This is a genomic window from Nitrosospira sp. Is2, from assembly GCF_033095785.1.
In the GTDB taxonomy this organism is placed as follows: Bacteria; Pseudomonadota; Gammaproteobacteria; order Burkholderiales; family Nitrosomonadaceae; genus Nitrosospira.
In genome coordinates this window covers 1,573,365-1,600,341 of sequence record NZ_CP137134.1, presented here as the reverse complement: position 1 = coordinate 1,600,341, position 26,977 = coordinate 1,573,365, and the positions used below count along the sequence as shown (strand labels likewise).

Genomic DNA, 26,977 nt, shown 5'->3' with positions numbered 1-26,977 from the left:
AGACAGGAAACCTGCGCTGACAATCTGTTTTGTGGCCAGTCTCGTGCTCGGGCATGCCCTCGCGCACGGTGCGGATGATTTTGCACGAGAAGTTCAATACCTCAGATAGATGGATAATCCCGCGCCTTATCCAAATTTTGCTCTGCCCGTGCGTGTCTATTATCAGGATACCGACGCAGGCGGAGTGGTTTATCATTCGACATATCTCGATTTCCTGGAGCGCGCCCGCTACGAATGGTTGCGGGACTTGGGCTTCGATATCAATTCATTGGTTCAGGTTCACAAGGTGATTTTCATGGTTCGTTCCCTCAGTATTGAATACTTCAAACCCGCATTACTGGATGATTTGCTGCACGTGACCGTGCAGGCGGCGGACTTGGGCAGAAGCCGCATAACTATTTCGCAGCATGTGCTGCGTGGGACAACGCTGCTGGTCAACGCTACCGTGCAGGCGGTGTGCGTGGGGGCCGAAACTCTCAGGCCCGTGAGCGTGCCCATGCCGTTGCGCCACAAACTCGGAACCCGGACATGAGCCCAACAGTTACGCAGGACATGTCCTTATTTCATCTCATTGGCAGCGCCAGCCTGCCGGTGCAACTGGTCATGGTCTTGCTGCTGCTGGCTTCATTTTTGTCGTGGTGGTTCATCTTTCGCAAGCTGTTCGTGATCCGTGAGGCGATGCGGCAGAGCGACGAATTCGAGAATGTTTTCTGGAAAGGCCCCGACCTCAACGCGCTGTTTCAAAGCGCGGCCGCTTCGCGTCATACCGCCGGCAGCATGGAACGGATTTTCGAGGCGGGTTTCCGCGAGTTCATCAAACACAAGCGCCAGCCCGGCATGGATATCAGCGTGGTCATGGACGGAACGCGTCGGGCTATGCGCGCCACATACCAGCGCGAAATGGACAGCCTGGAGTCCCATCTTTCGTTTCTGGCAACGGTGGGCTCGGTGAGCCCGTACGTCGGCCTGTTCGGTACGGTATGGGGGATTATGAATTCTTTCCGTGGATTGTCCAACGTTGCGCAAGCCACTATCGCTCATGTGGCGCCGGGCATAGCGGAGGCACTGATCGCGACTGCCATGGGATTGTTTTCTGCCATTCCTGCGGTGATCGCCTATAACCGCTACGCCAGTAACATAGATCGACTCGCGACCCGTTTTGAGAGTTTCATGGAAGAATTGTCTAATGTATTGCAGCGGCAAGCGTCCGGATGAAGATGATGCCATGGGGCAAATGCAATGACTGAGCGCCGCAGCAGACGCCGCCTGATGAACGAGATAAACGTCGTTCCGTACATCGACGTAATGCTCGTGCTGCTGATAATTTTCATGATTACCGCGCCGTTGATCACCCCCGGCGAGATCGAATTGCCTCAGATCGGAAAATCTCTGGCGCCACCCGTCGCGCCGCTCGAAGTCATCGTCAAGGCGGACGGCAGTTTGAGACTCCATGACCGGTCCGTGGCCGGGGGTGAGCGAAAAATCAGCCGGGATGAACTGGTCGAGGCCATCAAACGGAAACAGGCTGTAAACACCGAGCAGCCGGTGGTAATTGCCGGGGATAAAAGTGTCCGTTATGAAGAAGTGATAAATGTAATGGATATTCTGCAACAGCAGCAGGTGAAGAAGGTGGGGCTGCTGGCCAGACCGAAATGAACGGTCCGACGTGACAGGCATCGCATTGCGCAATTCAACGCATCTTGAGCCGGGACGGTTGCGAGCGGGCGTGCTGGCAGTACTCGTACATATCGTTTTTTTTGCGTTCATGATTTTCGGCCTTAATTGGAAAACATTTCCGCCGGAAGGCATGGCGGTGGAGTTGTGGAGCAGCCTGCCGCCCCCCCCGTTGCCCGTTCAGCCGGAGGTAAAAGCACCGCCGCCCCCGCCGTCGCCGCCACCGCCTCAGGAAGCCAAGCCGTTCCCGCCTCCACCGAAGCCCGAGGTTCCGCCTCCGGCAAAGCCGGATATTGCTATCAAGGAAAAAATTGAAAAACCCAAACCGGAGAAAAAACCGGTGGAGCAGAAGCAACAGTCCAAGAAAGAGCAGAAGGAGCTAAAGGAGCAGGCGGAGAAGGAAAAGGCGAAAGAACTTAAAGAGAAAGAGCAGAAGGAGAGGGAGAAGGAGCAGAAGGAGAAAGAGCAGAAAACAAGAATCGCCGCGGAGGTCGAGCGGCTTCAACGGGAGCAGGAAGCAAACGACAAGCTTCAGCAACTGGCGGCGGCACAGTCGCGTTTGGCGGACGAGATGGCGGAGTACAAAGCCAAAATCATGGCAAAGATCAGACGGAACATCGTCATGCCGCCCGATTTGCCGGGAAACCCTGCCGTGGAGTTCGACGTTACGTTGCTTCCCGGGGGCGATATTCTTGACGTCAAAATGCGCAGGACAAGCGGATATCCCGCCTTCGACAGCGCCGTGGAGCGCGGCATTTTCATGTCCAAACCACTTCCGCTGCCGCGCGATCCCGCGCTCTTCTCCAAATTCCGCAATTTGAACGTCAAGGTGCATTACCACGAATGACTGGTATAATTTACGTCCTCCCGCGAATTCCCTGAAGGTCATATCGATGCAAATTCGCCTGCGCAGATTTTTAAGCTATGCCGCTGTCCTTTTCCTGTGGTTGGCGGGTGCAACCGCTCAAGCCACGCTCAACATCGAGATTTTTGGCGGCGGAGCAACTCAAATTCCAATCGCCATCGTTCCCTTTGCCGCCGAAGAAAAACTCCGGCAGGGTATCACCCCTGTGGTGGCGGCAGATTTGCAACGCAGCGGATTATTCAAGCTGGTTGAGCCGGGTGGTCTCAGGCCGCATGAACCGGTCGAGGTGAGTTATCCGGACTGGATCAACCGGGGCGCCGGGGCCCTGGTTATTGGCAGCACAACCACCCTGGCGGGGGGGCAAGTCTCGATCAGGGTCCAGTTACTGGACGTTGCCAAGCAGGTGCAACTGGCGAGCTATGCGGAGACCGTGGCCCCGGAACAGTTGCGCGCCGCCGCGCATCGCATAGCCGATTTGATTTACGAAAAACTGACCGGTGACCCCGGCGTGTTCAGCACGCGTATTGCATTTGTGGTGAAGCAGGGAAAGAAATATTCGTTGCAGGTGGCGGACGCGGACGGCTATAACGCCCAGTCTGTGATTGAATATACCGAGCCGATAATATCCCCCTCCTGGTCGCCGGACGGCACCCGGTTGGCCTATGTGTCGTTCGAAAACAAGAAACCGGTGGTATACGTGCAAACCCTCGCAACGCGCGCGCGCAAGGCGGTCGCCAATTACAGGGGCAGCAACAGCGCCCCCGCATGGTCGCCCGATGGCACCAAGCTCGCCGTGGTGTTATCACTGATGGGGGGGTCGCAGATTTTTCTGGTTAACGTTGATGGTGGGGGATTGCAGCGCCTGAGCCAAAGTTCCGGTATCGATACCGAGCCAAGTTTTTCTCCCGACGGCCGTTATATCATTTTTACCTCCGACCGCGGGGGCAGCCCACAGATCTATCGCATGCCCGTAACTGAAGGCACATCCAGGTCAGCGGAACGCCTTACGTTCGAGGGCAGTTATAACGTCAGTCCCCATTACAGCCCTGACGGAAGAAGCTTTACGTTTATCCATCGCAGCGGCGACAGATACAATGTCGCGATACAGGATCTGGCTACCCGCCAGGTGCAATTGCTTACAGATTCACAATTTGACGAATCTCCAAGCTTTGCTCCCAACGGCAGGATCGTACTGTATGCAACTGAAATAAAGGGCCGTGGTATATTATCCGCGGTTTCCAGCGATGGCAAAACAAGACAACAGCTTTCAACGCAAGCTGGAGATATAAGAGAGCCGGCATGGGGACCCTTGCGAAAGCCGCATAACTAGCATAACTAGCATCCGCATTTTTTAGTCAACCTGAAAGGAAATGAAATGAAAAAAGTTGTAGGCGTGTTATTGATCTGTCTTTTGACGGCGTGCGCGAGCAAGACCACGAAGCCTGGTGCGGATGTCGAAGACAAGTCCGTGGGCGGCAAACCGGCGACGGAAGCTCCTCGAGCGACGACGGAAGCCGCGCCGAGTCTCAATCCACTCACGGATCCGAATAATATTCTGTCCCGACGGAGCGTTTATTTCGACTTCGACAGTTACGTTGTAAAGGATGAATATAAATCGCTCGCGGGCGCGCATGCCGGGTATCTTCGCAGCAACCCAAACGCCAGAGTTCTTTTGCAGGGTAACACCGACGAGCGCGGCAGCCGGGAATACAACCTTGCACTGGGTCAGCGTCGGGCCGACGCCGTAAGATATGCAATGACGCTGTCGGGCGCCAAGGAATCTCAAATTGAATCCGTCAGTCTCGGTGAGGAGAAACCTCGCGGCACAGGCCACGATGAGGCCTCCTGGGCCGAAAACCGCCGCGTCGATATTCGCTACCAGGGCGAGTAATGATGCGGTTGCGCGCTTTTTTATTGTTGGTTCTGATCGGTAGTAACGCGAGTTACGCTGGTCTGTTCGACGACGAAGAAGCGCGCAAGCAGATCGCTTCGCAGCAGGCCCTGATCGCGGATTTGCGCAACCAGGTGCAGGCGCTTGACGCCCGCATTATTAAACTGGATGAAGCACTCAGCAGCCAACCGCTGTTGGACCTGCATAACCAGATCGAGACTCTGAGGCTTGAGCTGAACAAATTGCAGGGCCAGATCGAAGTGTTGGGCAATGAGAGCGAATTGACACAGAAGCGGCAGAAGGATTTTTATATTGATCTGGATGATCGGTTGAGGCGACTGGAACAGCGCAGCGAAACCGGGGGTTCAGAATCTGCCGCACCCGGACCTAAAGAGAAGGAGCCTGACGCGCATTCAGCGACTGGTGTCGACAGCGTACCGGAAACGGATGCAGGGACCGTAGCCATGGCCCCCGCTCCGGTGGCTGTCGTTCCTTCTTCCGCACCGGCCTCAAGTTCGGGCGCTGCTGCGCCGGCTGACAGTGCTGAGAACCAGGCGTATGAGGCGGCTTACAGCCTGTTCAAGGCCGGGAAATACAAGGACGCTATTTCTCAGTTCAACAAGTTCATCAAGAGCTACCCGGCATCAAATTTCGTGCCGAGCGCTCAATACTGGATCGGTAACTCTTATTACGCCCTGCGTGATTTCAAAAACGCTATTACTGCGCAGGAGAAATTACTCAGCAATTATCCGGACAGCGCCAAGGCTCCGGACGCGATGCTCAATATTGCCAGCAGCCACCAGGAAACGAATAAAAAAGCTGCTGCCAAAAAAACGCTCGAAACCCTTATCGCCAAGTATCCGGGAAGCGAGGCGGCCGAGAAAGCCAAGCGCCGCCTGGCCAATTTGAAGTAGCGTGTCGGGGGAACCTGCGGAGATCCGGTCGCGCTCGCAACGGACTTAAGAGGACATGCCTCTACTTGACATTTCGTGCTGTTAACGCCATTGCCAGAAATGGTTCAAACTTCCGCTCAGGCTGAAAACCAAGCTTCTGCATCGCCGGAACGCGCCCTACGCGTCAGCGAGATTTTTCTTTCGCTTCAGGGGGAGACGAGCCGGGTAGGGCTGCCAACGATATTCGTGCGTCTCACCGGTTGTCCATTGCGGTGCGTCTATTGCGATACCGAGTATGCTTTTTATGGTGGCCGGCCTATATCTATTTCCGCCATTATGGCGGAGATCGCAAGTTACGCCGTAGACCATGTGACCGTGACCGGCGGGGAGCCTCTGGCGCAAAGAGAATGCCCTGTGTTGCTCGGACTGTTGTGCGACGCTGGATATTCGGTATCGCTCGAAACCAGCGGCGCTTTGGATATATCTAAAGCGGACGTGCGTGTTTCCAGAATCCTCGATCTGAAGACTCCAGGTTCTGGCGAGCTGGACAAGAACCGCTGGTCCAATCTCGATCACCTGACACCCCATGATGAAGTGAAGTTTGTGCTCTGCGATAAAAGCGACTACGAATGGGCGGTCGGGGTTATGAGCGAGCGCCGGCTGGATCGGATTTGCCCGATTTTATTTTCGCCCGTATATGGCAAACTTGACCCCGCCGAGCTGGCTGAATGGGTTTTGCGTGACCGTCTGCCGGTACGGGTGCAGGTCCAGTTGCATAAATTGCTGTGGGGCGAGGGACCCGGGCGATGACGACAGGAAGGATGTATTGGCAAGAATTTGATGGCTAAGGCGGTCGTGCTGTTGTCCGGCGGTTTGGATTCCGCGACTGCGCTCGCCATTGCTCATAGTAGGGGCCATGAGTGTTTCGCTCTAAGCGTGGATTACGGGCAGCGGCATGTATCGGAACTCGTAGCCGCCGCAGCGCTGGCCACCTCAATCGGAGCGGTTGAGCACAGGGTCATCAAAGTCGACTTATCCACCTTTGGCGGGTCGGCTCTGACCGATTTATCAACTGCGATACCGGCTGGGGGAATCAAACCCGGCATACCCGTCACGTACGTGCCTGCCCGAAACACCATCATGTTGTCTCTCGCACTCGCCTGGGCAGAAGTGCTCCGGAGCCTTGATATTTTTATCGGGGTTAACGCCGTGGATTACTCCGGCTATCCCGATTGCCGACCCGAATACATCACCGCGTTCGAGAACATGGCGAACCTCGCCACAAAAGCTGCGATAGAGGGCGCGAAGCTACGTATCCATGCGCCGCTCCTTAATCTTTCCAAGGCTCAAATAATCGAGCAGGGAAATTTGCTGGGTCTGGATTATAGCCTCACGGTATCCTGCTATCAGGCGGACGAAGCCGGGCGGGCGTGCGGAGTATGTGACTCGTGCCGAATACGTCGAGCGGGATTTGAATCTGCTCAGGTTCCCGATCCCACGCATTATCGCCCCTTGTTCCCATAGTCCTGCAACTCGGCGACCTGTGACCTTAAAATAGCGCTTTTTTGAGTTTCAGGATGTATAGATGATTCCCTGGCTTGGACCCGAATCGCCCTTTCCTCCACTAGAAACTGCGCTTACCAGACCAAACGGCCTCTTGGCAGTTGGTGGTGACCTCTCGCCTGCAAGGTTAATCGAAGCCTATCGCTGCGGCGTTTTTCCATGGTTCAACGAAGGCGAGCCTATCCTGTGGTGGAGCCCCGACCCACGCATGGTGCTGTTTCCCGAGGAACTCAAGATTTCACGATCGCTGGCGAAAGTGCTGAAGAGAGAGAACTATGAGATACGGGCAGATAGCGCATTCAAGCAAGTAATGGAGGCATGCGCTGCTCCGCGCAAGGGGCTTACTGGCACCTGGATTCACCCGCAAGTGATCGCGGCATACGGAGAACTCCATGAGATGGGTCTTGCCCATTCAGTCGAAACCTGGGTAGGGGGCGAACTGGTGGGCGGTTTATATGGTGTTGGCCTGGGAAAAATGTTTTTCGGCGAATCGATGTTTTCCCGCGTTTCCGACGCTTCCAAAATTGCGCTTGTGCACCTGGTGAAAAAATTGCAGGGTTTGGACTTCGGTATGATCGACTGCCAGATGAAAACAGAACATCTCGCTTCTCTCGGTGCGCGCGAAATTTCCCGGAAGGAATTTAGTCAGACATTAAAAGAATTGGTACACTATCCTCAACGAGGCGAAAAATGGTGTCTTGATCATGAGCAAGTTAAATGATCTTCCTTCTTCGGCGCTACAGTTCTATACAACTGCGTCTTATCCATGCAGCTATCTGCCGGAGCAGTTGGCGCGCTCCCAGGTAGCGACTCCCAGCCACCTGATCGACACAGGCGTTTATGGTGAGTTGGTACAGGCGGGTTTTCGGCGTAGCGGCGCTTTTACCTATCGTCCCTACTGCGACAACTGCCGCGCCTGCATGCCAGTACGGGTAGTGGCTGACAGATTGACTCTCAGTCGTACGCAGCGCCGTTCATGGAAGCGTCATCAGCAGTTGGTGGCGACACAACACGACTTGTATTATCACCCGGATCACTATTCACTCTATCTGCGGTACCAGGCAAAACGCCACGCCGGGGGAGGTATGGACCGTGACAGCCGCGAGCAGTACCGGCATTTTTTGCTTCCGAGTAACGTTAACTCGCGTCTGGTCGAGTTTCGCGAAAATGGTCAGCTGCGCATGATCAGCATTATTGATGAACTGCCGGACGGGATATCGTCGGTTTATACTTTTTTCGATCCGGACGTGCCGGGGGCGAGCTTCGGTACCTACAATATTTTATGGCAAGCACAACTGTGCCTGACATTGAAACTGCCTTATCTTTATCTGGGATACTGGATCAAGGATAGCCGGAAGATGGCTTATAAGGCTGCTTTCCGCCCATTGCAGGGCTTGATTAACGGGCAATGGGAGCAGCTAATGCCGCTAAGCAATTTGGAAGATCGCTATCCCACATAGTCGCCCTAGGCTTTCGGGCGCCGGCCGGCGCCTGCCGGACTCGTCCACGTCCTGATTGCGAAACCAGCTTAGTTTTGGGCAGCCCTGATTGCCGCCGCGCGTTTATCGAATGGTTCAGCTTTATCAGCATGACCGATATCCCGATAAAGTTGGGCCAGGTTTTCCAGGCTTGTTGCGACATTGGGATGATTCCGGCCGAGCGACTTTTCGGAGATTGCCACCGCCCGGCGGAAAAGTGGCTCAGCCTGCGGATATTTGCCTTGATCCTTATATAACCCCGCCAGATTGTTCAAACTCAAGGCCACGTTCGGATGGTCCGGGCCGAACGTTTTCCTGGAAATAGCGAGAACGCGCTTGTACAGAGGCTCAGCCTGCGCATACTGCTTTTGGGCATTGTGAAGGAGCGCGAGGTTGTTGAGACTCATGGCGACGGTCGGGTGGTTCGGCCCGAGGGTTTTTTCGAGAATTTCCAGCGCACGCTTGAGTAAAGGCTCTGCCTGTTCGTACTGCGCCTGCGCCTGATATAGCTGAGCCAGGTTGTTTAGACTGATGGCGACATTTGGGTGGTCGGGTCCATGGACTTTCTCGTCAATTGCCAGCGCCCGCTTATAGAGGGGTTCTGCCTGAGCATACTGGCCCTGCTTCCTGTACACCATTGCGAGGTTGTTCAAGGTTGCCGCCACCTCGGGCGTTTCCTGACCGACTGCGTTCTCAAAAATTGGCAGCGCACGCTTGAGTAGAGGTTCGGCCTGCGCATATTGCGCCTGGTCGTTGTACAGCAGCGCCAGGCTGTTTAAACTGGTGGCAATATCGGGATGATTCCCATCCAGCGTTTGCTCGGCTGTCTGCAAGGCCTTTTTCGCTACCACGGTCGCGCGCCCGTAATCACCCTGCTGATGGAGCGTTTCCAACTCATGGTTAAGGGCTTCCCATTCAGTTGTCGCGAAGGTGTTCGAGCATAACGTCATCAGAATCATAGCCAGGTATATGCTGAGTTGCTTCATGGAGGTTCCTGCACGCATTCGTTTTGGTTGAGGATTATGGATAAATAAACAGCAGTAGTACCGCTGAGCGCGCCCAGCGGCTTTCCCCCTTGGAGGTTAACCGTTCGGGGATGTTAAAATGAAGCATGCTTTATTCCTTGCTCCGTCCGTTATTATTCAGTCTCGAACCGGAAACCGCTCATCGGGTTACCCTTAAGACGCTCGAAGTGGCCCAACGGTTCGGCTCGCGAGCCGCAGAGCCAATATCTTGCCCATCGAGGACGGTCATGGGCCTCAACTTCCCCAATCCTGTCGGGTTGGGCGCGGGACTGGACAAGGATGGCGAACACATCGAAGCGCTCGCGGCACTCGGCTTCGGCTTTATTGAGATCGGAACGGTGACGCCCCGTCCCCAACCGGGAAACCCGAAACCGCGGTTGTTCCGTCTACCTCAGGCCAAGGCCATTATCAACCGGATGGGATTTAATAATCAAGGCATAGATGGGCTGATCGCGAACGTGAGTCAGGCCGACTATCGGGGAATACTCGGTATCAATATTGGAAAAAATTTCGATACCCCAGTGGAAAAGGCGGCCGCCGATTATCTGTTTTGCCTGCGCAAAGCGTATCGCTATGCGGGGTACATCGTTGTCAATATCTCTTCACCCAACACGCCCCATCTTCGTCAGTTGCAAAACGCGGAGGAGTTAAGCAATTTATTGTACCTGCTGAAACTGGATCAGCAAAAGCTGGCTGATGAACATGGGAAATACACCCCGGTAGCAGTTAAAATTGCTCCCGATCTTGAGCCCTCGCAGATTGATGCGATCGCAGCGTTATTAATGGAGTATCAGATCGACGGGGTTATCGCCACCAACACCACCCTTTCCCGTGATGAGGTGAAAACACTCCCTCATGGTAGCGAGCCCGGTGGGTTAAGCGGGCAGCCGCTGACCCAGCGCGCCACTGCCGTGATACGCCGTTTGCATGTGGCCCTGCAAGGGGCGCTACCCATCATTGGGGTCGGTGGTATCATGAGTGCAGCGGATGCAAGGGAAAAAATCGAAGCCGGGGCGAGCCTGATACAAATCTATAGCGGCTTGATCTATCGCGGTCCCGATCTGGTGCGGGAGCTGACACAAGCTTTATGCGCGCCCGACGCTTCTTCACCGATGGGCCCGCAATGAAACAGAATGCGCTGATTGAAGAAATTGATGCCATTCTGCCGCAAACCCAGTGCCGGCGATGCGGGTTTTCTGGCTGTCTGCCTTACGCAGAGGCAATCGCGGAGGGGCGTGCGGACATCAATCAATGTCCTCCCGGCGGTGACGAAGGTATCCGCAGGCTCGCCGAGTTGCTGGGTAAGCGCCCGCCACCCCTTAATCATGCTCACGGTTCGCACCAGCCTCAGATCGTCGCGCTGATTAATGAGGAAGCCTGCATAGGCTGCACCCTCTGTATTCAAGCGTGTCCGGTAGATGCGATTGTGGGCGCTACCAAGCAGATGCATACTGTCATCGCGGCGGAGTGCACCGGCTGCGAGTTATGTATTGCCCCCTGTCCTATGGATTGTATCAGCATGATGCCCAGGGAAAGGTTTGGGCGCGGCGCCGGGAATCAGTTCGATAACACGGATGACGGCTCGCGGCGGGACGGTAAGGCCGCTGCGGATCATGCGCGGAAACGTTATCGGTACAGGCTGCAAAGGCTTGAGCGGGAAAAAAGGGAAAACGAAGCCAGAATGGCGCAGGAGCCTGAAGCCGTGACGGTCACGAATAGCCCATCCGTAGCGGGCGACCGTAAAAAAGCAGCTATTCAAGCCGCGCTGTCGCGCGCCACCGCCGAGCGAGCCAGGGCTACCCGAACTCAAGGGCCAACGAAAACATAACAGCATATCCAGGCTGAGCCACTGGCTATTATTCATTCAGACTTCCATGAACTCAAACAAACGAAAGGAAATTTTTACACGCTTTAAGTTGGCCAATCCTAATCCCGCTACTGAACTGGAGTACGCCTCGCCATTTGAATTGCTGATTGCGGTAATTCTCTCTGCCCAGGCGACTGACAAGAGCGTAAATCTGGCAACGCACAAGTTGTTTCCCACCGCAAATACACCCGAAAAAATCCTCGCGCTGGGGGAGGCAAGCCTACGTGATTTTATCAAGAGCATTGGGCTATACAAGACCAAGGCCAAGAATATACTCGCTACGTGCCAATTGCTGATTCAGCATCACGGGGGTGAAGTTCCGCGAACCCGGGATGAGCTGGAGAAACTGCCCGGGGTGGGACGGAAAACCGCCAACGTTATTCTGAACACGGCCTTCGGTGAACCCACTATGGCGGTGGATACGCATATTTTTCGCGTTGCCAACCGGACTGGGATCGCACCCGGAAAAACTGTGCTGGAGGTAGAGCTGAAGCTTCTGAAGAACGTGCCACCCGGTTTTCGCCATGATGCTCATCACTGGCTCATCCTGCACGGGCGTTACACATGCGTCGCGAGGAAACCAAAATGCGCGATCTGTATCATTAACGATCTGTGCGAGTACAAGGAAAAAAATTTCGAGAAACCCGACAGCATTTATCCGATCGCTTCTGCGGCAGCTTACGAAGCCTCTGATCCGGCCATTGCTAGGCCCTCCTTCAGCAAATGAGTTGTCAAACGAACCGGCAGCGGAAAATGATAACCACTTGCCAGGTAAACGTTGCAGTCGTGATGCTAAGCCTTTGGACATGCTTTTTTGCCTTGGGTGGGTGTTATTCCTGCAACTTCCTTGTCGCGCTCGTGCTGGACGTATTCAGAGTGGTCGATGTTCAGCCCTTCTAGAGAGCAGGCGCGTCAGTTTTTTTTTGACGTCTGGCGCAAGTACCGGCAGCGAGAAATGCTTACCGCCATGGAAGACATGGCGCTGGAGATCATTTTATTGCATCCCGAGTATCAGCGAATGCTCGAAACGCCGGAACGATACCGGGATAAGGATTATTTGCCCGAAATGGGCGATATCAACCCCTTTCTGCACATGAGCATGCATGTGGCCATCAAGGAGCAGCTTTCAATAGACCAGCCACCCGGAATCCGCAAACGTTTCCAGGGACTGTTACAAAAAGCCGGCGACGAACATGTCGCCACACATCAACTCATGGAGTGTCTTGCGGAAATGATCTGGCAGGCGCAACGCGATCAGACGGCGCTGGATGCGAGGGTGTACTTCGAATGCCTGGACCGGCAGGAAAATAATGCCTAGGTGAAGCGGATTATTGAAGCCGGAGGGGCATAGAGCAGACAGGATGTGCATTTCCTGTCTGCTTTCCTGTCTAATATTTGGTCTTTAGACCCGACTGGCTGGCATAGTATGCAGCCACATTTTCAATGTCTTCCTTACTCAGGGCGGCAGCCATGCCTGCCATGATAGGATCCTTTCTTGTGCCCGACTTATACTCGTTCAGGCTTTTCGCCAGATAACTCGCATGCTGCCCAGCCAGCTTAGGAAAGGCGGGAGCGGGACTGTTGCCATCCGGACCGTGGCATGCGGCGCAAACCTCAGCCGCTTTCTTCTTGCCAGCATCAAGGTCAGCTGCCATTCCCTGGCCGGAAATCAGCAGCAATGCGCCGCTTGCCGCGGCAATAATATGATTTTTCATGAGGCTTCTTTCCTTGCGTAATGAATTGATTATTTTCCGCTGCCGGCGTAATAGGCGGCCAGATCTTCCATATCCTGTTGGGATAGCGTGGCGGCAATACCTTTCATGCTGGGATGGTTCCGGGCTTCAGTTTTATAAGCCTGTAGCGCCTTGATCAGATACTCGGCGTGCTGACCGCCTAATCTTGGGACGTGATATACGGTGGGATAAGATGTCCGATACCCTTCTATTCCATGACAACCAATGCACATTGCATTCTTCTGCTTTCCTGCGGCCGGGTCACCGGCTGCCTGAGCGGTACCGCTTAATGCCAGAAGCAGACCCCACGCAAATAAGCCTATTATTGCTGGTCGTTTCATCATCAGTGCCCTCTTTTTCAAAAAGAGCGACTCTAAACGATGTGCCATTTCTGGTCAATGTATAAAATTCATGACATACGGGAACTTATCATCAATTGCTGTGTCCGGACGCAAGTTTTGCTTCAAGCTCCTCCCAACGCGTAAGGTGGCTCATAACTTCCCCATCCAGCGCCGAAAGGCGCTGTTCCAAGGCTCTGGCTTTATCCGGACAATTCCGGTAGATATCTGCAGAACATAGCTGGTTTCTGATGTCCGCCTGTTCCCGTTCGAGCGCCTCGATCTTTCCGGGAAGCTCATCGAGTTCACGCGTTTCCTTGTAAGCCAATTTAACCCGGGGAAGAGATGCGGAGGCCTTGGCTGCCGGCGGTTGCGCCTCCTTTTGCTTTTGCACTGTTTTTTGGAAATTTTTTGCCCGCATCCAGTCTTCGTAGCCCCCCACGTATTCGCGCAGGATGCCGTGGCCTTCGAACGCAATAACCTGGGTAACGACGTTGTCGAGAAATTCTCGATCATGACTCACGAGGAACAGCGTGCCGGAATAGTTCTGCAGCAGTGCCTCAAGCAATTCCAGGGTCTCGATATCAAGATCGTTGGTTGGCTCATCCAAGACCAGCACATTGGCCGGACGCGTGAATAACCTTGCCAGCAACAGACGGTTGCGCTCTCCACCGGAGAGCGACTTTACCGGAGAGCGGGCACGTTGAGGCGAGAACAGGAAGTCTTCAAGATAGCTTATAACGTGTTTTCTGGTCCCACCGATATCAATGAAATCGGAGCCTTGACTAATCGTGTCTATCAGCGTTTCGTCGTCATTGAGTTGCTCGCGCATCTGGTCAAAATACACTACGGCGAGTTTGGTGCCCAGCCTGATGTTTCCGGTGTCAGGCGGGAGAGACCCCAGTATCAGCTTGAGCAAGGTCGATTTCCCGGCGCCATTCGGTCCCAATAAGCCCACGCGATCGCCGCGCATAATTCTGCAAGAGAAATCCTTGATGATTTCCTTGTCGCCGTAACTTTTACTGACATGTTCCAGCTCAGCTACCATGCGGCCTGATTTTGCGCCGTCGTCCACGTTGAGATTGACACTTCCGGAGCGTTCCCGCCGCGAGGCGCGCTCTAGTCTCAATGCTTCCAGCCGCCTTACCCGGCCCTCGTTGCGGGTACAGCGCGCCTGGATTCCTTTGCGTATCCAGATCTCCTCTTGTGCCAAGGCCTTGTCGAACTTCTGATTTTGGACGGCTTCAATTTCGAGCATTTCCAATTTCTTTCGCTGATAGTCCGAAAGATCACCGGGGAAACTCGTCAGCTTGCCTCGATCAAGCTCGATTATCCGCGTTGCCACATTGCTCAGAAAGCGGCGGTCATGCGTCACGAATACCACGCTCCCCACAAAATCCTTCAGGAGCTCTTCCAGCCATTCGATAGAGAGAAAGTCGAGATGATTGGTCGGTTCGTCCAATAGCAGCACGTCGGGCGATAACACCAGCGCACGAGCCAGCGCGACGCGTTTTTTTTGCCCGCCGGAAAGCTGCCCGACCAATGCATCGGTAGGAAGGCTAAGCTTGTTGATCGCGGTTTCGACCTTAGCCTGAATGCTCCAGCCGTCCTGCGCTTCCAGCTCGGCTTGCAAATCTTGCAGCCGCGAAAGAAGCGCTTCGGTGTCGCTCCCGCCGTCACTCAATAGATGAGACGTCTCGTGGTAACGAATTAGCACCTGGCTGACTGCGCCGACTCCTTTTGAAACTTCTTCAAAGACGGTAAGCTCTGGATCGAGCGTCGGCTCCTGAGGCACGTAGGCCAGCTTCAACGCGGGTGCGCGCCAAATTCTCCCATCGTCCGGCTTGGCTTCCCCTGCTACGATGCGTAGCAGACTGGATTTACCACCGCCATTTCTACCGATCAGACCGATACGTTCGCCCGCGTCGAGCTGTAGGTCGACATGATCGAGCAGCGAGTGATGCCCAAAAGCAAGACAAATTTTTTCAAGGGTAAGCAGAGGCATAAGACAGTCGTGGCTTCAGCGTATTCAGAGGTTCCTTAACAGGGGCGCAATTCTGCCATGGTCCGCGGGCATTGGCAAAAATCAACAACTAATGCCTATCAGAACTCAAGCGGTGGTCCCCGCCAGGAACCGTTTCGCGGCCGTGCACGAGCAAGCGCGTCACTCGCATCGCACCAGCCTTCGCAGGCGTTGCGCCCGGGTCGGCCTCTCCAGATATTCAGTAAACCCTTGCACCTTGCATAGAAATGAAAAAAGCGCAGTACTTTACGGCGTTGCGCGGCGTCTGGAGAATGTTCAGCACAGATAAGCTTGTCATCCGTCAGGCCGCGATCCCTCATCACCACCGCTCCCCAGGGTCGGACGCGGATCTTTGTGCCCAACGGAAGCCGTGGTCCGAGCACCACCGCGTCCAGAAGGTCGCCATCAAGACCGATATAACCGGGCACTGAGCCGTAATTGAACGGACAAGGGAGGGGAGAAATAAAGTCAACTTTACCGGTTGATCCGCGCTTGAGAAAGCTGCCCTGCGGAACTTCAATCACCACCTCTACCGGGGGTGGCTCGGAGCGCGCCTTATAGTGCGATTCTTGCCTATCGTTCGCCTGGGCGAAAGTCTTGCAAGTCAAAGTGATCTGTACCCCTTGATGGCCGAACGGTGCTGCACAACTTCTACTCATCCCGGTGTAAACAGAATCACTATATAGGGATTTAAAGCCGGGCATCATCCCAGGGGCGAGCAATATTATTGCTCAATCTCGGCGCTATTCTTTTCGACCAGCAATGTATACAACCTGCGGCTATCTGCGCGCAACACGGTAAACCTGAAATCGTCAACGGTTGCCGATTCGCCGCGTTTCGGCAGGCGCCCGAACGTATGCAGCACCAGACCCCCGACGGTGTCGTAATCGTCATCGCTTAATTCCCCACCGAGCTTTTCATTAAAGTCCGCAATTTCGGTAATTGCCTTAACCCGATGATGGCCGCTCGCGTCCTGAACAATATTGTCTTCAGCTTCGTCAAAGTCGTGCTCATCCTCGATCTCGCCAACGATTTGCTCCAGCACATCTTCGATGGTAACCAACCCCGCTACTCCGCCGTACTCATCCACGACAATGGCAATATGATTGCGGTTCGTCCTGAAGTCCTTGAGCAGCACGTTGAGGCGCTTGGATTCAGGAATAAACACGACTGGCCGCAGCATCTCGCGTACGTCAAATTCCTCCTCACCCGCGTAATAGCGCAGCAAATCCTTCGCCAGCAGGATGCCAATGACGTTGTTTTTATCGCTCTCGGTAACTGGAAAGCGCGAATGCGCAGTCTCGATGACAAAGGGAATAAACTTGTCCGGCGTCTGGCTAATGTCGATGACGTCCATTTGAGAACGCGGAACCATGATGTCACGCGCTTGTATCTCTGATACCTGTATCACGCCTTCAAGCATGCTCAAGGCATCGGAATCGAATAAATTGCGTTCAAAGGCAGCACGCAATAATGTCACCAATTGTTCGCGGTCTCCTGGCTGGCGGAGAATCAGGGCGGTAATACGCTCTAGCCAGCCAGGCTTGGGAAGTTCATCCATGGCTAAATGCCGCCAGTTGGCATGTGAAGAAATCGGTGGGTTCCGGCAACATACTTAGTTAGAGGTTCCTCTGTAAGGATCTTTATATCCCAACTTTTCGACGATTTGTGTCTCCAGCCGCTCCATTGCAGCTGCATCAGCGTCAGTCTGGTGATCGTAGCCCTGAAGGTGCAGTACACCATGCACCGTCAGATGCGCGTAATGCGCTGTCAGAGCTTTGTGCTGCTCGCCGGCTTCATTTTCTATTACCGGCGCGCACAGTACGATGTCTCCAGCCAGAGATTGGGAATTGCGCTCAACGTTGTCATACACGAACGTCAGCACATTGGCGGCATAATCCCTTTTGCGAAAATTGAGATTGAGATCGCGGCCTTCGTCTGCATCAACGATACGCAGCACAATTTCCGCATCCTGCTTCAGCGCGGCTTTGACCCACTTGCGAAACTCGGAACGGGGCGGCACTTGCTGGACCTCTGTCGCATACTGTACCGCCAGTTTCAGCCTCGGCGTCCTGGCAGCAACTCCTGCGGACTCGGCAACGCTACCGCTGTTTCTCATACTGTTGGTAAGCATTGACGATTCGCTGGACGAGAGGATGTCGCACGACGTCCTCTGCGTCAAAATGCGTAAAGGCGATACCGCGCACTTTTTCCAAAACCTGCTTGGCCTCGACGAGCCCGCTTTTCTGATGTTTTGCCAGGTCAATCTGAGTAATGTCGCCGGTTACCACAGCCTTTGACCCGAAGCCGATACGAGTCAGAAACATTTTCATCTGTTCGGGTGTCGTGTTCTGTGCTTCGTCGAGAATGATAAACGATTGGTTCAGCGTGCGTCCGCGCATGAATGCGAGCGGCGCTACTTCGATCGCGCTGCGCTCAAATTGCTTACTGGTTTTATCAAAACCCATCAAATCATACAGCGCGTCATATAGAGGGCGCAGATAAGGATCCACCTTCTGCACCAGATCACCGGGAAGAAAACCCAACCGCTCGCCGGCTTCGACCGCCGGACGCACGAGCACAATTCGCGCGACGATGTCGCGTTCCAGCGCGTCCACCGCGCTTGCTACCGCTAGATATGTTTTGCCCGTTCCTGCGGGGCCAATGGAAAACGTGATGTCGTGGGTCTGAATTTGTTGGAGATACTCGACCTGGCGTGGTGTTCGGCCGCGCAAATCGTTGCGGCGCGTCAGCAAGGCCGGTTCCGTTATCTCCTTTGCGTCGTCGTCAGCGGGATGTTTTTTGGTATGACGAGGGTTCATCGCCTCGATCAAGCCCAACTGAACCTGCTCGATGCTTATATGGTGCTGTGCCCGGCTATAGAAATTCTGCAATACCTCCGCCGCTAGCGCAGTTTGGCTGGACTTGCCACGCAAACTGAAACGTTCCCCGCGCCGGGCGATGGTGACGTCAAGCACGGTCTCAATTTGCCTTAGGTTTTCATCCAGCGCCCCGCAGAGATTGGCAAGGCGCTGATTATCGGCTGGGGAAAACGAAATTTCTACAGGCTTTGGTTTCAAAGGCGCGGGGAAGCGTCGCGGTAAATTCGTTGTGAGGTAGCTAATTCTGGCAGCGACGCACCTACTTTGCAAGAAATGAACTTCTGGCGACTCCTCCCGGGTGCTTCCCCGGACGATTTATCCACGATAGTGGGTCAACCGTGACCCAACCGCAAGGCCTTTCAATGCACTATCCAATATTGTCCCCCTCCTTGTTCTTTACGATTTCCCCTCGCAACGAGTGCGTTAAAGCCGCAGTAATCTTAACGCTGATGAAATCGCGTGCGTCTTCCAGATCGCCAGGGAAGTTCACCGTGCGATTGTTATCCGTGCGCCCGCACAGTTCATCGCGGTTCTTTTTAGAAACACCCTCGATCAGAATGCGTTGTGTCGTGCCAACCATGCTTTGACTGATAGCCTGCGCCTGTTGCATGATTTTTTCCTGCAGTCGTCGTAGCCGTTCAAGTTTTATTTCTTGTGGCGTGCTATCAGGCAAATCGGCGGCAGGTGTTCCAGGACGCCGGCTGTAAATAAAGCTGAAGGAATCGTCAAACCCGACATCCTCAACCAGCTTCAAGGTGGCCTCGAAATCGGCAGCTGTTTCCCCAGGAAAACCAATGATGAAATCGGAGGTAAGAGAAATGTCGGGTCGAGCAGCGCGCAGGCGGCGGATAATGGATTTGTACTCCAGCGCGGTGTAGCCACGCTTCATCGCCGCCAGTATTCGATCCGAGCCTGACTGAACCGGCAGGTGCACATGACTGACCAGTTTGGGTAACTTTGAGTACGCGTCGATCAACCGCCCGGTGAATTCCCGGGGATGGGAAGTTGTATAGCGAATGCGTTCGATGCCGGGAATCTCGTGAACGTATTCAAGCAACAACGCTAAATCAGCGATTTCGTCGTCCCCGTCATCAGCGACTCCACGATAGGCGTTGACGTTCTGTCCGAGCAGCGTAACTTCCTGGACCCCCTGGTTTGCCAATCCGGCGATTTCCGCTAACACGTCACCGAGCGGACGTGAAATTTCCTCTCCGCGCGTATAAGGCACCACGCAAAAGCTGCAATATTTGCTGCACCCTTCCATAATCGATACGAATGCGGTCGCGCCGTCGGTGCGCGCGGGAGGCAGTTGGTCAAATTTTTCAATTTCAGGAAAAGAAATGTCAACCTGAGAACGGCCCGTAGCGCGCCGTGCTGAAATGAGTTCAGGCAGCCGATGCAGAGTTTGCGGACCAAATACTACATCTACATATGGCGCGCGCTTCACGATCTCCGCCCCTTCCTGACTGGCGACACAACCGCCCACGCCTATGAGCAGGTCTGGGTTGAGGCTCTTAAGATACCTGACGCGGCCGAGATCGTGAAACACCTTTTCCTGTGCCTTTTCGCGCACTGAGCAGGTATTGAACAGAATTACATCGGCATCGGCCGGATCGTCGGTCTTTTCCATGCCCTGCGTGGCGTAAAGCACGTCCGCCATCTTTTCCGAGTCGTACTCGTTCATCTGGCAGCCAAAGGTTTTTATGTAAAGTTTTTTTGCCACGGTCCTGTCTTAAATTGTGCTGTTGCTTGTCGTGAACATCTTGCCGAACAACTTATCCGCTATTTCGAAGTCCGGCGGCTACGCCATTTATGGTCAGTTGGATAGCCCGCTTTACCGCATCAGTGGCATCACCGGAACGATAACGCCGTAACAGTTCTACTTGCAAATGGTTGAGTGGATCGATATACGGCGTACGGTTACGGATGCTCCGGGCCAGCGTCGGATTGTCCTGTAAAAATTCCGTTCGTCCCGTGACGGCGAATAGCCATTTTACGCTACGGTCCCATTCCATCTGGATGCGTCCGAAAATTTCCTCTCGCAAACCGATGTCAGCCACCAGCTCAGCATAGCGCGACGCGATACCCATATCGGTTTTAGCCAGCACCATGTCCATGTTGGACAATAGCGTTTGCAAGAACGGCCAGTCCCTGTGCATTTCCTGCAGGAGCGCCAGGCCCTTTTCGCCTCCATCTTCGTGTTGCACAAACGTTTCCACAGCGGTGCCGAAGCCATACCAGCCGGGGATCATGGAGCGGTTGACGCTCCAGCTGAACACCCAGGGAATGGCCCGCAAGTCTTCGATCAAATCCGACTTCTTGCGCGATGGCGGTCTGCTACCGATATTCAGCCCTGAAATTTCCCTTATGGGGGTTGTTTCCTGAAAATAGCGGTTAAACCCTGGCGTTTCGTACACCAGATTGCGATACGCGGCGAGCGCATCTTGTGCCAGCGCCTCCATAATCTCGTAATAAGCAGCGGCACGCTCACCCAGCGTATCATGGCTCAGCAGCGTGGCCTCGACCGTCGCCGCCACCAGGGTTTCGAGGTTGCGTCGCCCGATTTCGGGGTCTGCATATTTACTGCCAATTACTTCGCCCTGTTCGGTGATTCGTATCTGGCCGTTAACACTCCCGGGAGGCTGAGCCAGGATGGCCTGATAGCTGGGTCCTCCACCGCGTCCAACGGAACCTCCCCGACCGTGGAACAGGCGCAATTCCACCTTGTGCCTGGCGAATACCTTCGTAAGTTCAGTTTCCGCTTTGTAGAGTTCCCAGTTGGCCGCAAGGAAGCCTCCATCCTTGTTGCTATCGGAGTACCCCAACATCACTTCCTGAACATTCTGCCGCGAATCCAGTAGCTTGCGATAACACGGCAGCGAGAACAGTTCGTCCATAACCTTGCCGCAGCCACGCAAGTCGGCGATTGTTTCGAAGAGGGGAATGATGTTGAGGCGCAGATTCGGTTTCTCCCCCACCTGCAGGAGACCGACTTCCTTCAGTAGTAACGCAACCTCCAGCAGGTCGGAGACGCCATCGGTCTTGGATATGATGTAGTTTGGCAACGCGTCTCCACCGAAACGCCGGTGGATATCCGCTGCGGTTTGAAGAAGGCTCAGCTCGCTTTGGACAAGTTCGGAATATTCCAGATAAGGCGAACGGAGGGGGCGCGGACTGCTGATCTCGGCCAATAGCCATTGTACGCGTTCTGCCTCGGGCAGATGGGAATAACCTTTGCGATGCGCGCCGTAATCGAACAACTCGGCCACGACCTGCTCGTGAATATTGCTGTGCTGGCGCATATCGAGCGATGCGAGGTGAAAGCCGAACACCTCCGCGGCACGCCGCAGGTGACGCAGGTCGCCGCGAGCCAGTAATGCCGCCTTGTGCTGCTTCAGCGAACGGATGACGACATCCATTTCGTGCGCGAATTCCATGCTGTCGGCATAGGGCGTGGCAGACCCGACGGGACGGCGTTGCCTGATCACATGACCCAGTCCCTGGCTGGTTGCGGCGAGCCGAGCGTAAATTCCGATCAGTGCGCGCCGGTACGGCTCATCGGCACGGCTGGGTGCCCGATCGGGAGACGCCTCCGCCAACGTGGCCAATTCGTCGTCCACGTCGACGAGGCGCTCCGTGAGGCTCAGTCGGCGGCCAATCCGATGGACCTCGCCCATATAAAAGTCCAGCACCAGCGCCGATTGGCGCTCGGCTGCGTGCAGCATAACCTCATCAGTTACGAAGGGATTACCGTCGCGGTCGGCGCCGATCCAGCTTCCGATTCTTAGAAATGGCGGGATGTGCGGGGCGTCGGATCCCATCCGGCGTTCAAGCAGGTCTTCAATTTCCGCATAGAGTCGCGGTACCTCAGTCAGAAAAGTATAATGATAGTAGGCGAGGCCGTTCTTGATCTCATCAAACACGGAAAGGCGCTCTGAACGCAGCATTCTGGTCTGCCACAATATCTGAATGGCCGCGCGCAGCCCCTCCTCATTGTTGCGTAATTCATCCGGCGTAAGCTGCACGCGGTCACGCTCATTCAACAAATGGGCAATGCTGAGCTGGCAATCCAGTATGCTTCTGCGCTGAACTTCAGTTGGATGAGCGGTTAAAACCGGTGAAACCAGGGCTTTGGCGAGAAATTTTTTCAATGCTTCGCCGTCTGTACCGCTAGCGAATACTCGATCCAGCGCGAGTCCTACGCTACCCGCCTGCGGTGGCGATCCCGCTCGAAGATGCATGCGACGCCGGCGATTGTGATGCAGATCTTCGGCAATGTTGGAAAGTTGCGAGAAATGACTGAAAGCGCGCACTACGGCTTCAGTGGCCTTGTTGCTGAGCTGGTTAAGTATCATGTCAAGCTCATGCCGTGCTTTCAGGTCCTGCTCGCGACGAAATCGGATCGCTGTCTGACGAATGTTCTCAATGAGCTCAAACGTGGGTTCACCTTCCTGCTCACGCAGGGTATCACCCAGCATTCGACCCAGCAGCCGGATATCTTCGCGCAAAGGGTCATCTTTCACCAGGGTGTCTTTATCGACCGCCGGATTCTTGTCGCAGTTTTCGCTTTGGGAAGCGACGAGTGTCATAACGCAACCTCGTTCGGGAGGGGCATACTTTGAGGTGTCGTTCGCGCAGTCCGGCTAGCCGCCTGCCATGCTAAAATGAACTGTTGGAAATAATTCATTAATTTTCTCATCGTAATAATGCCCAATTCATCGATACCCACAAAAGTCGTTATTGCTACGCGAGAGAGCGCTCTCGCGTTGTGGCAGGCGAATTACGTTTGCGACCGCCTGTCGAAATTATACCCGCAAACCGAATTCAGCATATTTGGCATGACGACACGCGGAGACCAGATTCTTGATGTATCGCTGTCTAAAATCGGCGGCAAGGGACTGTTCATCAAAGAGCTGGAACAAGCGCTGGAGAACGGGAGTGCGGACATTGCCGTTCACTCAATGAAGGATGTTCCGATGGATATGCCCTCGGGATTCTCTCTCGCGGCTATCGCGGAACGTGAAGACCCCCGTGATGCGCTGGTGTCCAATCAATACACCGGTCTTGATGAGCTCCCGCCGGGTAGCGTTGTGGGAACCTCCAGCCTGCGACGCGAAAGTCAGTTGCGTGCCCGCTTCCCGCATTTGCAAGTCCGGCCGCTCCGCGGCAACGTACAAACGCGTTTGCGGAAGCTGGACGAGGGGCAGTTTTCGGCTATTATCCTGGCAGCCGCGGGCTTGAAGCGGCTGGGGCTGGGCGATCGAATTGCGGCATTATTAAGCGCTGAACTGAGTTTGCCGGCAGTAGGACAGGGCGCCCTCGGTATCGAATGCCGCTCAGATAGAACCGATCTGCTCAAGCTCATGGAGCCGCTTCATCATCCAGAAACCGCACAGTGTGTGGAGGCCGAACGGGCCATGAGCCGGGCGCTCGGCGGCAGCTGCCAGGTTCCGCTGGGAGGTTTTGCGGAAATCAGTGCGGGCGTACTTCGGCTGCGCGGATTCGTGGCGAGCCAGGATGGAATGCGTATCATAAGTGATGAATTGAGCGGCGACCCCCAAACAGGTACGGAAATGGGCGCACAACTGGCAAGGAATCTTAAGCTGCGGGGCGCTGAGGAAATACTGGCAGCCTTGGGTTCCAGAGCAATGGAGCCTGTGAGTCATCCGTGACTAAAACGCTGGCGGGGGCCAATATCCTGGTCACGCGCCCGGCGCACCAGGCGGGGCAGCTTGCCGAAAAAATACGCCTGGCAGGCGGTCATCCGGTTTTATTTCCGGTATTGGAAATTCGGGATACGGCCAATCCGGGGCTGTTGCTGGAGTTGATCCGGCGTCTGGATGAATTCGATCTCGCAATTTTCATCAGTCCAAACGCGGTTAACAAGGCGATGACCCGAATAAGCGCAATGCGGCCATTGCCCCCCGGATTGAAAGTTGCGGCCGTTGGTCAGGGCACTTCGAGAGCGCTGGCCCATTTCGGCCTCGATAATGTCATTGCACCCGCTAAACGTTTCGATAGCGAATCCTTGCTCGACGTGGCGGAATTGAGGGAGGTCGCGGATAAGCGTGTGGTGATATTTCGCGGGGATGGCGGCCGTGAGCTGCTTGGGGACACGCTGTGGAAACGCGGCGCCACGGTCGAATATGTGGAGTGCTACCGCCGAGTCAAGCCGGAGGTCGACATTACGCCGCTGAGAATGGCAGCAAGCGGAGGCTTGGATGCGATTACCATAACCAGCAGTGAGGGACTGCGCAACCTGTGCGAAATGGTGGGAGACGCGGAACAGGCATGGCTTAAGAAGGCGCCCCTGTTTGTCTCCCACGAACGAATAGCCGAAACTGCCGGCACACTGGGATTTACCCATGTGATTCTTACGCCCTCCGGCGATGATGGTCTGCTTGAGGGCATGTCAAATTATTTTCGGTCGCGAGCTAGCGCTGAAAACAGTGTTTCATCCAGACAATGAGTGCGGAACTTCAACCTGCGGATAATAATGAACCACAGGACCTGGCGCATAACCCGCCCAGGCGTTTCAACCCTCTCTGGATTTTTGCATTTATTATTATCGCTGTCATGGCTTGGCAGTGGTACGACACTCGCAACCAGATCGGGGACTTGCAACATGAGCTCGCAAAACGGCTGGCCGATGCAGATGCTCTAGGTAAGGAAACACGTCATCTTGCGACTGAGGGAACAGAGGCAGGACGAAGGCTGGATACGAAGCTCAGCCTGCTAGAAGCCAAGCTGGCTGAATCGCAAAGCCAGCAACTGGCTCTGGAGGCGCTGTACCAGGAGCTTACGCGAACGCGCGACGAGGCCACGCTGGAGGAAGTCGAGCAATTGCTGCTCATTGCGAATCAACAGCTGCAGTTGGCGAGTAATGTAAAGGCTGCACTGATCGCGATGCAGGAGGCCGATGCCCGCCTGCAGCGTATAGACCGCCCTCAGTTATCCCCCTTACGCAAGATTCTATCCAAAGACATGGACGTTCTGAAATCCGCGCCGTATCTGGATACGGTGGGGATCAGCCTGCGTCTCGACAATCTTGCCGCTGCGGTTGATGCTTTGCCGCTGGCAATGGAACTGCGCCCCCCGGAACCCGGTGCTTCTCAACATCAGACACCAGCATCGGAGAGTATATGGCTCAGATTCGCGCGTGAAACCTGGGACGAAATGAAACGGCTGGTGCGTATTCAACACATGGATAAGCCGGATATCCCCCTGCTCTCGCCATCACAGGCATATTTCCTGAGCGAGAATCTCAAGTTGCGCCTGTTATCGGCACGGCTCGCTCTGCTGGCGCGAGATGGCGCAAGTTTCAAGGCCGATCTCGATGCGTCGCAAGATTGGATAGGCCGATACTACGATAACAAATCCCTGCCCGTCGTCAATATGCTCGAAGCGCTGCAACAGTTGCGTGCAAGCGAGGTTGGCATCGAATTACCTCGTATTTCAGCCAGCCTGGATGCGGTGCGGAACTATCGTTTAGCACGTGACCGGGGAAACAGGTGAAAGTAGCGGTCTGGCTTCTCGCATTGTTTTTCTTTGCGGTAGCGGTCACGCTCGGAGCCAGATATAACAGTGGGTATGTGCTGGTAGTTTCCCCCCCTTACCGTATCGAGCTATCACTTAATTTGCTGGTGGCGGTGCTCCTCGCCTTGCTTTTCGTTGCTTATTTTGCAGTGCGACTGGTTGTCGTTACCAGCCGGCTGCCAGCCGAGGTGAGCGATTTCCGCGCCCGGCAGCGCCGAGAGAAGGCTCATGCAGCGATGATGGATGGCCTCAGGGCATTCTTTGAAGGCCGCTATGCCAAGGCCGAGCGCGCATGCGCCGCGGCGCTGGAAATGGAACAGCCTCCCGAAATGGCTGCGATCAACGCTACGATTGCGGCGCGCTCCGCGCACGAACTGAGAAGGTATTCACAGCGGGACGAGTTCATTGACAAGGCGGAATCGAGTGCACCAGACGAAGTAACGCTGCGGCTCATGACTCATGCCGAGTTGTTGCTGGATGAACACCGGCCAGACGAGGCTCTGAAACTTTTAGACGCATTGCGGACGACAGGAACTCGACAGCATACGGCTGCATTGCGCCTCGAACTTAAAGCGCGGCAACTTTCGAGGGACTGGGTTGCGGTACTGGATCTGCTGCGTCAGCTAGAGCGCCGAAATGCGCTCGACATGAACCTGATCAGGCAGTGGCGACGTCATGCACATTTGGAGGGTTTTAAAAGCAGAACGCAAGACCCTCAGGCGCTAAAGGAATATTGGCAAAATATTTCCCCGCTTGATAAAAAGGACAGCAAGCTGGCTGCCGCTGCCGCACACGCGTATGCGACGCTCAGCGATTGTGGGGCAGCTCATCAGATAATCGAGCAGAGCCTTGATGATCGTTGGGATTCGGAATTAGCCGAGCTTTATGGCGAATGTGTTGAGAACGATGCTATCCGGCAAATCGAACGCGCCGAGGCGTGGCTTAAGTCTCATCCTAACGACGCGGCGCTCCTCCTCGCGCTCGGCAAACTTTGCACCCATTGCGAGTTATGGGGCAAAGCGCAGAACTATCTGGAGGCGAGCCTCTCGGTGGAGCCGAGCTATACGGCCCATCTGGCATTGGCGCGGTTATACGAAAAAGTCGGGCGGCCGGAGCCGGCGAAGGACCACTATGACAAAGGGCTGGAGCTTGCATTGAGGCGTCTGGAATTGGATTAGCGCCCCGCCCTGCCCAAATAAGCTAATAAGG

At 54.9% G+C, this 26,977-nt stretch carries 29 protein-coding genes; 19 read left to right on the top strand and 10 right to left on the bottom strand.

What is annotated here, in order from left to right:
- Nucleotides 1-109 precede the first annotated feature (109 nt).
- From ybgC to R5L00_RS06975, 11 genes are all read left to right on the top strand, one after another.
- Complete coding sequence (ybgC, locus tag R5L00_RS07025; RefSeq protein ID WP_317653935.1) at nt 110-532, top strand: tol-pal system-associated acyl-CoA thioesterase; 423 nt, start codon at nt 110-112, stop codon at nt 530-532.
- Nucleotides 529-1,215 (top strand): protein TolQ, encoded by a 687-nt coding sequence (gene tolQ, locus R5L00_RS07020; RefSeq protein WP_107694611.1) that lies wholly within the window; start codon nt 529-531, stop codon nt 1,213-1,215. The genes ybgC and tolQ overlap by 4 nt, the downstream gene beginning before the upstream one ends.
- Before the next feature lie 24 nt (nt 1,216-1,239).
- Nucleotides 1,240-1,656: a protein TolR gene (gene tolR / locus R5L00_RS07015; protein ID WP_107694610.1), complete on the top strand. Its 417-nt coding sequence runs from the start codon at nt 1,240-1,242 to the stop codon at nt 1,654-1,656.
- Between the two features lie 10 nt (nt 1,657-1,666).
- The gene (locus R5L00_RS07010; RefSeq protein WP_317653933.1) at nt 1,667-2,521 is read left to right on the top strand and encodes an energy transducer TonB; all 855 of its coding nucleotides are present in this window, start codon (nt 1,667-1,669) and stop codon (nt 2,519-2,521) included.
- Nucleotides 2,522-2,567: 46 nt separating this feature from the next.
- Entirely contained in the window at nt 2,568-3,869 is a 1,302-nt protein-coding gene (gene tolB, locus R5L00_RS07005; RefSeq protein ID WP_107694609.1) for a Tol-Pal system beta propeller repeat protein TolB, read from the top strand.
- 45 nt (nt 3,870-3,914) lie between these two features.
- Nucleotides 3,915-4,430, top strand: a complete 516-nt coding sequence (gene pal / locus R5L00_RS07000; RefSeq protein WP_107694608.1) for a peptidoglycan-associated lipoprotein Pal — start codon at nt 3,915-3,917, stop codon at nt 4,428-4,430.
- Nucleotides 4,430-5,344, top strand: a complete 915-nt coding sequence (gene ybgF / locus R5L00_RS06995) for a tol-pal system protein YbgF (protein WP_317653932.1) — start codon at nt 4,430-4,432, stop codon at nt 5,342-5,344. Before pal ends, ybgF begins: the two co-directional genes overlap by 1 nt.
- 99 nt (nt 5,345-5,443) lie before the next feature.
- Nucleotides 5,444-6,133: a 7-carboxy-7-deazaguanine synthase QueE gene (gene queE, locus R5L00_RS06990; RefSeq protein WP_317653930.1), complete on the top strand. Its 690-nt coding sequence runs from the start codon at nt 5,444-5,446 to the stop codon at nt 6,131-6,133.
- Nucleotides 6,134-6,163: 30 nt separating this feature from the next.
- Nucleotides 6,164-6,847, top strand: coding sequence for a 7-cyano-7-deazaguanine synthase QueC (gene queC, locus R5L00_RS06985; protein ID WP_317653929.1), 684 nt, complete (start codon nt 6,164-6,166; stop codon nt 6,845-6,847).
- Nucleotides 6,848-6,908: 61 nt separating this feature from the next.
- Nucleotides 6,909-7,607 carry a leucyl/phenylalanyl-tRNA--protein transferase gene (gene aat / locus R5L00_RS06980; RefSeq protein WP_317653928.1) on the top strand — a complete coding sequence of 233 codons (699 nt, stop codon included), beginning with the start codon at nt 6,909-6,911 and terminating at the stop codon, nt 7,605-7,607.
- On the top strand, nt 7,591-8,346 hold the full coding sequence (locus R5L00_RS06975) for an arginyltransferase (RefSeq protein WP_317653927.1): 756 nt from the start codon (nt 7,591-7,593) through the stop codon (nt 8,344-8,346). Before aat ends, R5L00_RS06975 begins: the two co-directional genes overlap by 17 nt.
- A gap of 68 nt (nt 8,347-8,414) precedes the next feature.
- On the opposite strand, the gene R5L00_RS06970 is transcribed toward R5L00_RS06975, so the two are convergent.
- Nucleotides 8,415-9,350, bottom strand: a complete 936-nt coding sequence (locus R5L00_RS06970) for a tetratricopeptide repeat protein (RefSeq protein ID WP_317653925.1) — start codon at nt 9,348-9,350, stop codon at nt 8,415-8,417.
- Between the two features lie 125 nt (nt 9,351-9,475).
- Here R5L00_RS06970 and R5L00_RS06965 point away from each other — a divergent pair, with 125 nt between their 5' ends.
- From R5L00_RS06965 to R5L00_RS06950, 4 genes are all read left to right on the top strand, one after another.
- Nucleotides 9,476-10,516, top strand: coding sequence for a quinone-dependent dihydroorotate dehydrogenase (locus R5L00_RS06965; protein ID WP_317653924.1), 1,041 nt, complete (start codon nt 9,476-9,478; stop codon nt 10,514-10,516).
- A complete protein-coding gene (gene rsxB, locus R5L00_RS06960; protein WP_317653923.1) occupies nt 10,513-11,217 on the top strand; it encodes an electron transport complex subunit RsxB in 705 nt (234 codons plus the stop codon). Before R5L00_RS06965 ends, rsxB begins: the two co-directional genes overlap by 4 nt.
- 46 nt (nt 11,218-11,263) lie before the next feature.
- On the top strand, nt 11,264-11,983 hold the full coding sequence (gene nth / locus R5L00_RS06955) for an endonuclease III (RefSeq protein WP_107694601.1): 720 nt from the start codon (nt 11,264-11,266) through the stop codon (nt 11,981-11,983).
- Nucleotides 11,984-12,139: 156 nt separating this feature from the next.
- Nucleotides 12,140-12,574 (top strand): DUF1841 family protein, encoded by a 435-nt coding sequence (locus R5L00_RS06950; RefSeq protein WP_317653922.1) that lies wholly within the window; start codon nt 12,140-12,142, stop codon nt 12,572-12,574.
- A 70-nt stretch (nt 12,575-12,644) separates the two neighbouring features.
- Here R5L00_RS06950 and R5L00_RS06945 read toward each other — a convergent pair whose 3' ends face one another.
- The 9 genes from R5L00_RS06945 to ppc all read right to left on the bottom strand — a co-directional run bounded on the left by R5L00_RS06945 (nt 12,645) and on the right by ppc (nt 22,821).
- Nucleotides 12,645-12,971, bottom strand: a complete 327-nt coding sequence (locus R5L00_RS06945) for a c-type cytochrome (protein WP_107694599.1) — start codon at nt 12,969-12,971, stop codon at nt 12,645-12,647.
- A 29-nt stretch (nt 12,972-13,000) separates the two neighbouring features.
- On the bottom strand, nt 13,001-13,330 hold the full coding sequence (locus R5L00_RS06940) for a c-type cytochrome (RefSeq protein ID WP_107694671.1): 330 nt from the start codon (nt 13,328-13,330) through the stop codon (nt 13,001-13,003).
- A gap of 91 nt (nt 13,331-13,421) precedes the next feature.
- Nucleotides 13,422-15,332: an ATP-binding cassette domain-containing protein gene (locus tag R5L00_RS06935; protein WP_317653921.1), complete on the bottom strand. Its 1,911-nt coding sequence runs from the start codon at nt 15,330-15,332 to the stop codon at nt 13,422-13,424.
- Nucleotides 15,333-15,430: 98 nt separating this feature from the next.
- The gene (locus tag R5L00_RS06930) at nt 15,431-16,009 is read right to left on the bottom strand and encodes an inorganic diphosphatase (protein ID WP_317653920.1); all 579 of its coding nucleotides are present in this window, start codon (nt 16,007-16,009) and stop codon (nt 15,431-15,433) included.
- Between the two features lie 65 nt (nt 16,010-16,074).
- Nucleotides 16,075-16,911: an HlyC/CorC family transporter gene (locus R5L00_RS06925; protein ID WP_107694597.1), complete on the bottom strand. Its 837-nt coding sequence runs from the start codon at nt 16,909-16,911 to the stop codon at nt 16,075-16,077.
- A gap of 54 nt (nt 16,912-16,965) precedes the next feature.
- Nucleotides 16,966-17,469: an rRNA maturation RNase YbeY gene (gene ybeY, locus R5L00_RS06920; RefSeq protein ID WP_107694596.1), complete on the bottom strand. Its 504-nt coding sequence runs from the start codon at nt 17,467-17,469 to the stop codon at nt 16,966-16,968.
- On the bottom strand, nt 17,453-18,430 hold the full coding sequence (locus R5L00_RS06915; RefSeq protein WP_181320619.1) for a PhoH family protein: 978 nt from the start codon (nt 18,428-18,430) through the stop codon (nt 17,453-17,455). The genes ybeY and R5L00_RS06915 overlap by 17 nt, the downstream gene beginning before the upstream one ends.
- 169 nt (nt 18,431-18,599) lie before the next feature.
- Nucleotides 18,600-19,955: a tRNA (N6-isopentenyl adenosine(37)-C2)-methylthiotransferase MiaB gene (miaB, locus tag R5L00_RS06910; RefSeq protein WP_107694594.1), complete on the bottom strand. Its 1,356-nt coding sequence runs from the start codon at nt 19,953-19,955 to the stop codon at nt 18,600-18,602.
- Nucleotides 19,956-20,007: 52 nt separating this feature from the next.
- Nucleotides 20,008-22,821, bottom strand: a complete 2,814-nt coding sequence (ppc, locus tag R5L00_RS06905; RefSeq protein WP_107694593.1) for a phosphoenolpyruvate carboxylase — start codon at nt 22,819-22,821, stop codon at nt 20,008-20,010.
- A gap of 117 nt (nt 22,822-22,938) precedes the next feature.
- On the opposite strand from ppc, the gene hemC reads away from it, so the two are divergent.
- Genes hemC through R5L00_RS06885 form a run of 4 tightly spaced genes read left to right on the top strand, consistent with a single transcriptional unit; the run spans nt 22,939 to nt 26,946 of the window.
- Nucleotides 22,939-23,904, top strand: coding sequence for a hydroxymethylbilane synthase (gene hemC / locus R5L00_RS06900; protein ID WP_107694592.1), 966 nt, complete (start codon nt 22,939-22,941; stop codon nt 23,902-23,904).
- Nucleotides 23,901-24,701: a uroporphyrinogen-III synthase gene (locus R5L00_RS06895; protein ID WP_107694591.1), complete on the top strand. Its 801-nt coding sequence runs from the start codon at nt 23,901-23,903 to the stop codon at nt 24,699-24,701. Before hemC ends, R5L00_RS06895 begins: the two co-directional genes overlap by 4 nt.
- The gene (locus tag R5L00_RS06890) at nt 24,698-25,747 is read left to right on the top strand and encodes a uroporphyrinogen-III C-methyltransferase (protein WP_317653916.1); all 1,050 of its coding nucleotides are present in this window, start codon (nt 24,698-24,700) and stop codon (nt 25,745-25,747) included. The genes R5L00_RS06895 and R5L00_RS06890 overlap by 4 nt, the downstream gene beginning before the upstream one ends.
- The gene (locus R5L00_RS06885; RefSeq protein ID WP_317653914.1) at nt 25,744-26,946 is read left to right on the top strand and encodes a heme biosynthesis HemY N-terminal domain-containing protein; all 1,203 of its coding nucleotides are present in this window, start codon (nt 25,744-25,746) and stop codon (nt 26,944-26,946) included. The genes R5L00_RS06890 and R5L00_RS06885 overlap by 4 nt, the downstream gene beginning before the upstream one ends.
- Nucleotides 26,947-26,977 lie beyond the last annotated feature (31 nt).

What these genes read in the sequence shown, in the direction of transcription:
- ybgC (WP_317653935.1), top strand. Translation starts at nt 110, where the DNA reads ATGGATAATCCCGCGCCTTATCCAAATTTTGCTCTGCCCGTGCGTGTC.
- tolQ (WP_107694611.1), top strand. Translation starts at nt 529, where the DNA reads ATGAGCCCAACAGTTACGCAGGACATGTCCTTATTTCATCTCATTGGC.
- tolR (WP_107694610.1), top strand. Translation starts at nt 1,240, where the DNA reads ATGACTGAGCGCCGCAGCAGACGCCGCCTGATGAACGAGATAAACGTC.
- tolB (WP_107694609.1), top strand. Translation starts at nt 2,568, where the DNA reads ATGCAAATTCGCCTGCGCAGATTTTTAAGCTATGCCGCTGTCCTTTTC.
- pal (WP_107694608.1), top strand. Translation starts at nt 3,915, where the DNA reads ATGAAAAAAGTTGTAGGCGTGTTATTGATCTGTCTTTTGACGGCGTGC.
- ybgF (WP_317653932.1), top strand. Translation starts at nt 4,430, where the DNA reads ATGATGCGGTTGCGCGCTTTTTTATTGTTGGTTCTGATCGGTAGTAAC.
- queE (WP_317653930.1), top strand. Translation starts at nt 5,444, where the DNA reads ATGGTTCAAACTTCCGCTCAGGCTGAAAACCAAGCTTCTGCATCGCCG.
- queC (WP_317653929.1), top strand. Translation starts at nt 6,164, where the DNA reads ATGGCTAAGGCGGTCGTGCTGTTGTCCGGCGGTTTGGATTCCGCGACT.
- aat (WP_317653928.1), top strand. Translation starts at nt 6,909, where the DNA reads ATGATTCCCTGGCTTGGACCCGAATCGCCCTTTCCTCCACTAGAAACT.
- R5L00_RS06975 (WP_317653927.1), top strand. Translation starts at nt 7,591, where the DNA reads ATGAGCAAGTTAAATGATCTTCCTTCTTCGGCGCTACAGTTCTATACA.
- R5L00_RS06970 (WP_317653925.1), bottom strand. Translation starts at nt 9,350, where the DNA reads ATGAAGCAACTCAGCATATACCTGGCTATGATTCTGATGACGTTATGC.
- R5L00_RS06965 (WP_317653924.1), top strand. Translation starts at nt 9,476, where the DNA reads ATGCTTTATTCCTTGCTCCGTCCGTTATTATTCAGTCTCGAACCGGAA.
- rsxB (WP_317653923.1), top strand. Translation starts at nt 10,513, where the DNA reads ATGAAACAGAATGCGCTGATTGAAGAAATTGATGCCATTCTGCCGCAA.
- nth (WP_107694601.1), top strand. Translation starts at nt 11,264, where the DNA reads ATGAACTCAAACAAACGAAAGGAAATTTTTACACGCTTTAAGTTGGCC.
- R5L00_RS06950 (WP_317653922.1), top strand. Translation starts at nt 12,140, where the DNA reads ATGTTCAGCCCTTCTAGAGAGCAGGCGCGTCAGTTTTTTTTTGACGTC.
- R5L00_RS06945 (WP_107694599.1), bottom strand. Translation starts at nt 12,971, where the DNA reads ATGAAAAATCATATTATTGCCGCGGCAAGCGGCGCATTGCTGCTGATT.
- R5L00_RS06940 (WP_107694671.1), bottom strand. Translation starts at nt 13,330, where the DNA reads ATGAAACGACCAGCAATAATAGGCTTATTTGCGTGGGGTCTGCTTCTG.
- R5L00_RS06935 (WP_317653921.1), bottom strand. Translation starts at nt 15,332, where the DNA reads ATGCCTCTGCTTACCCTTGAAAAAATTTGTCTTGCTTTTGGGCATCAC.
- R5L00_RS06930 (WP_317653920.1), bottom strand. Translation starts at nt 16,009, where the DNA reads ATGAGTAGAAGTTGTGCAGCACCGTTCGGCCATCAAGGGGTACAGATC.
- R5L00_RS06925 (WP_107694597.1), bottom strand. Translation starts at nt 16,911, where the DNA reads ATGGATGAACTTCCCAAGCCTGGCTGGCTAGAGCGTATTACCGCCCTG.
- ybeY (WP_107694596.1), bottom strand. Translation starts at nt 17,469, where the DNA reads ATGAGAAACAGCGGTAGCGTTGCCGAGTCCGCAGGAGTTGCTGCCAGG.
- ppc (WP_107694593.1), bottom strand. Translation starts at nt 22,821, where the DNA reads ATGACACTCGTCGCTTCCCAAAGCGAAAACTGCGACAAGAATCCGGCG.
- hemC (WP_107694592.1), top strand. Translation starts at nt 22,939, where the DNA reads ATGCCCAATTCATCGATACCCACAAAAGTCGTTATTGCTACGCGAGAG.
- R5L00_RS06890 (WP_317653916.1), top strand. Translation starts at nt 24,698, where the DNA reads ATGAGTGCGGAACTTCAACCTGCGGATAATAATGAACCACAGGACCTG.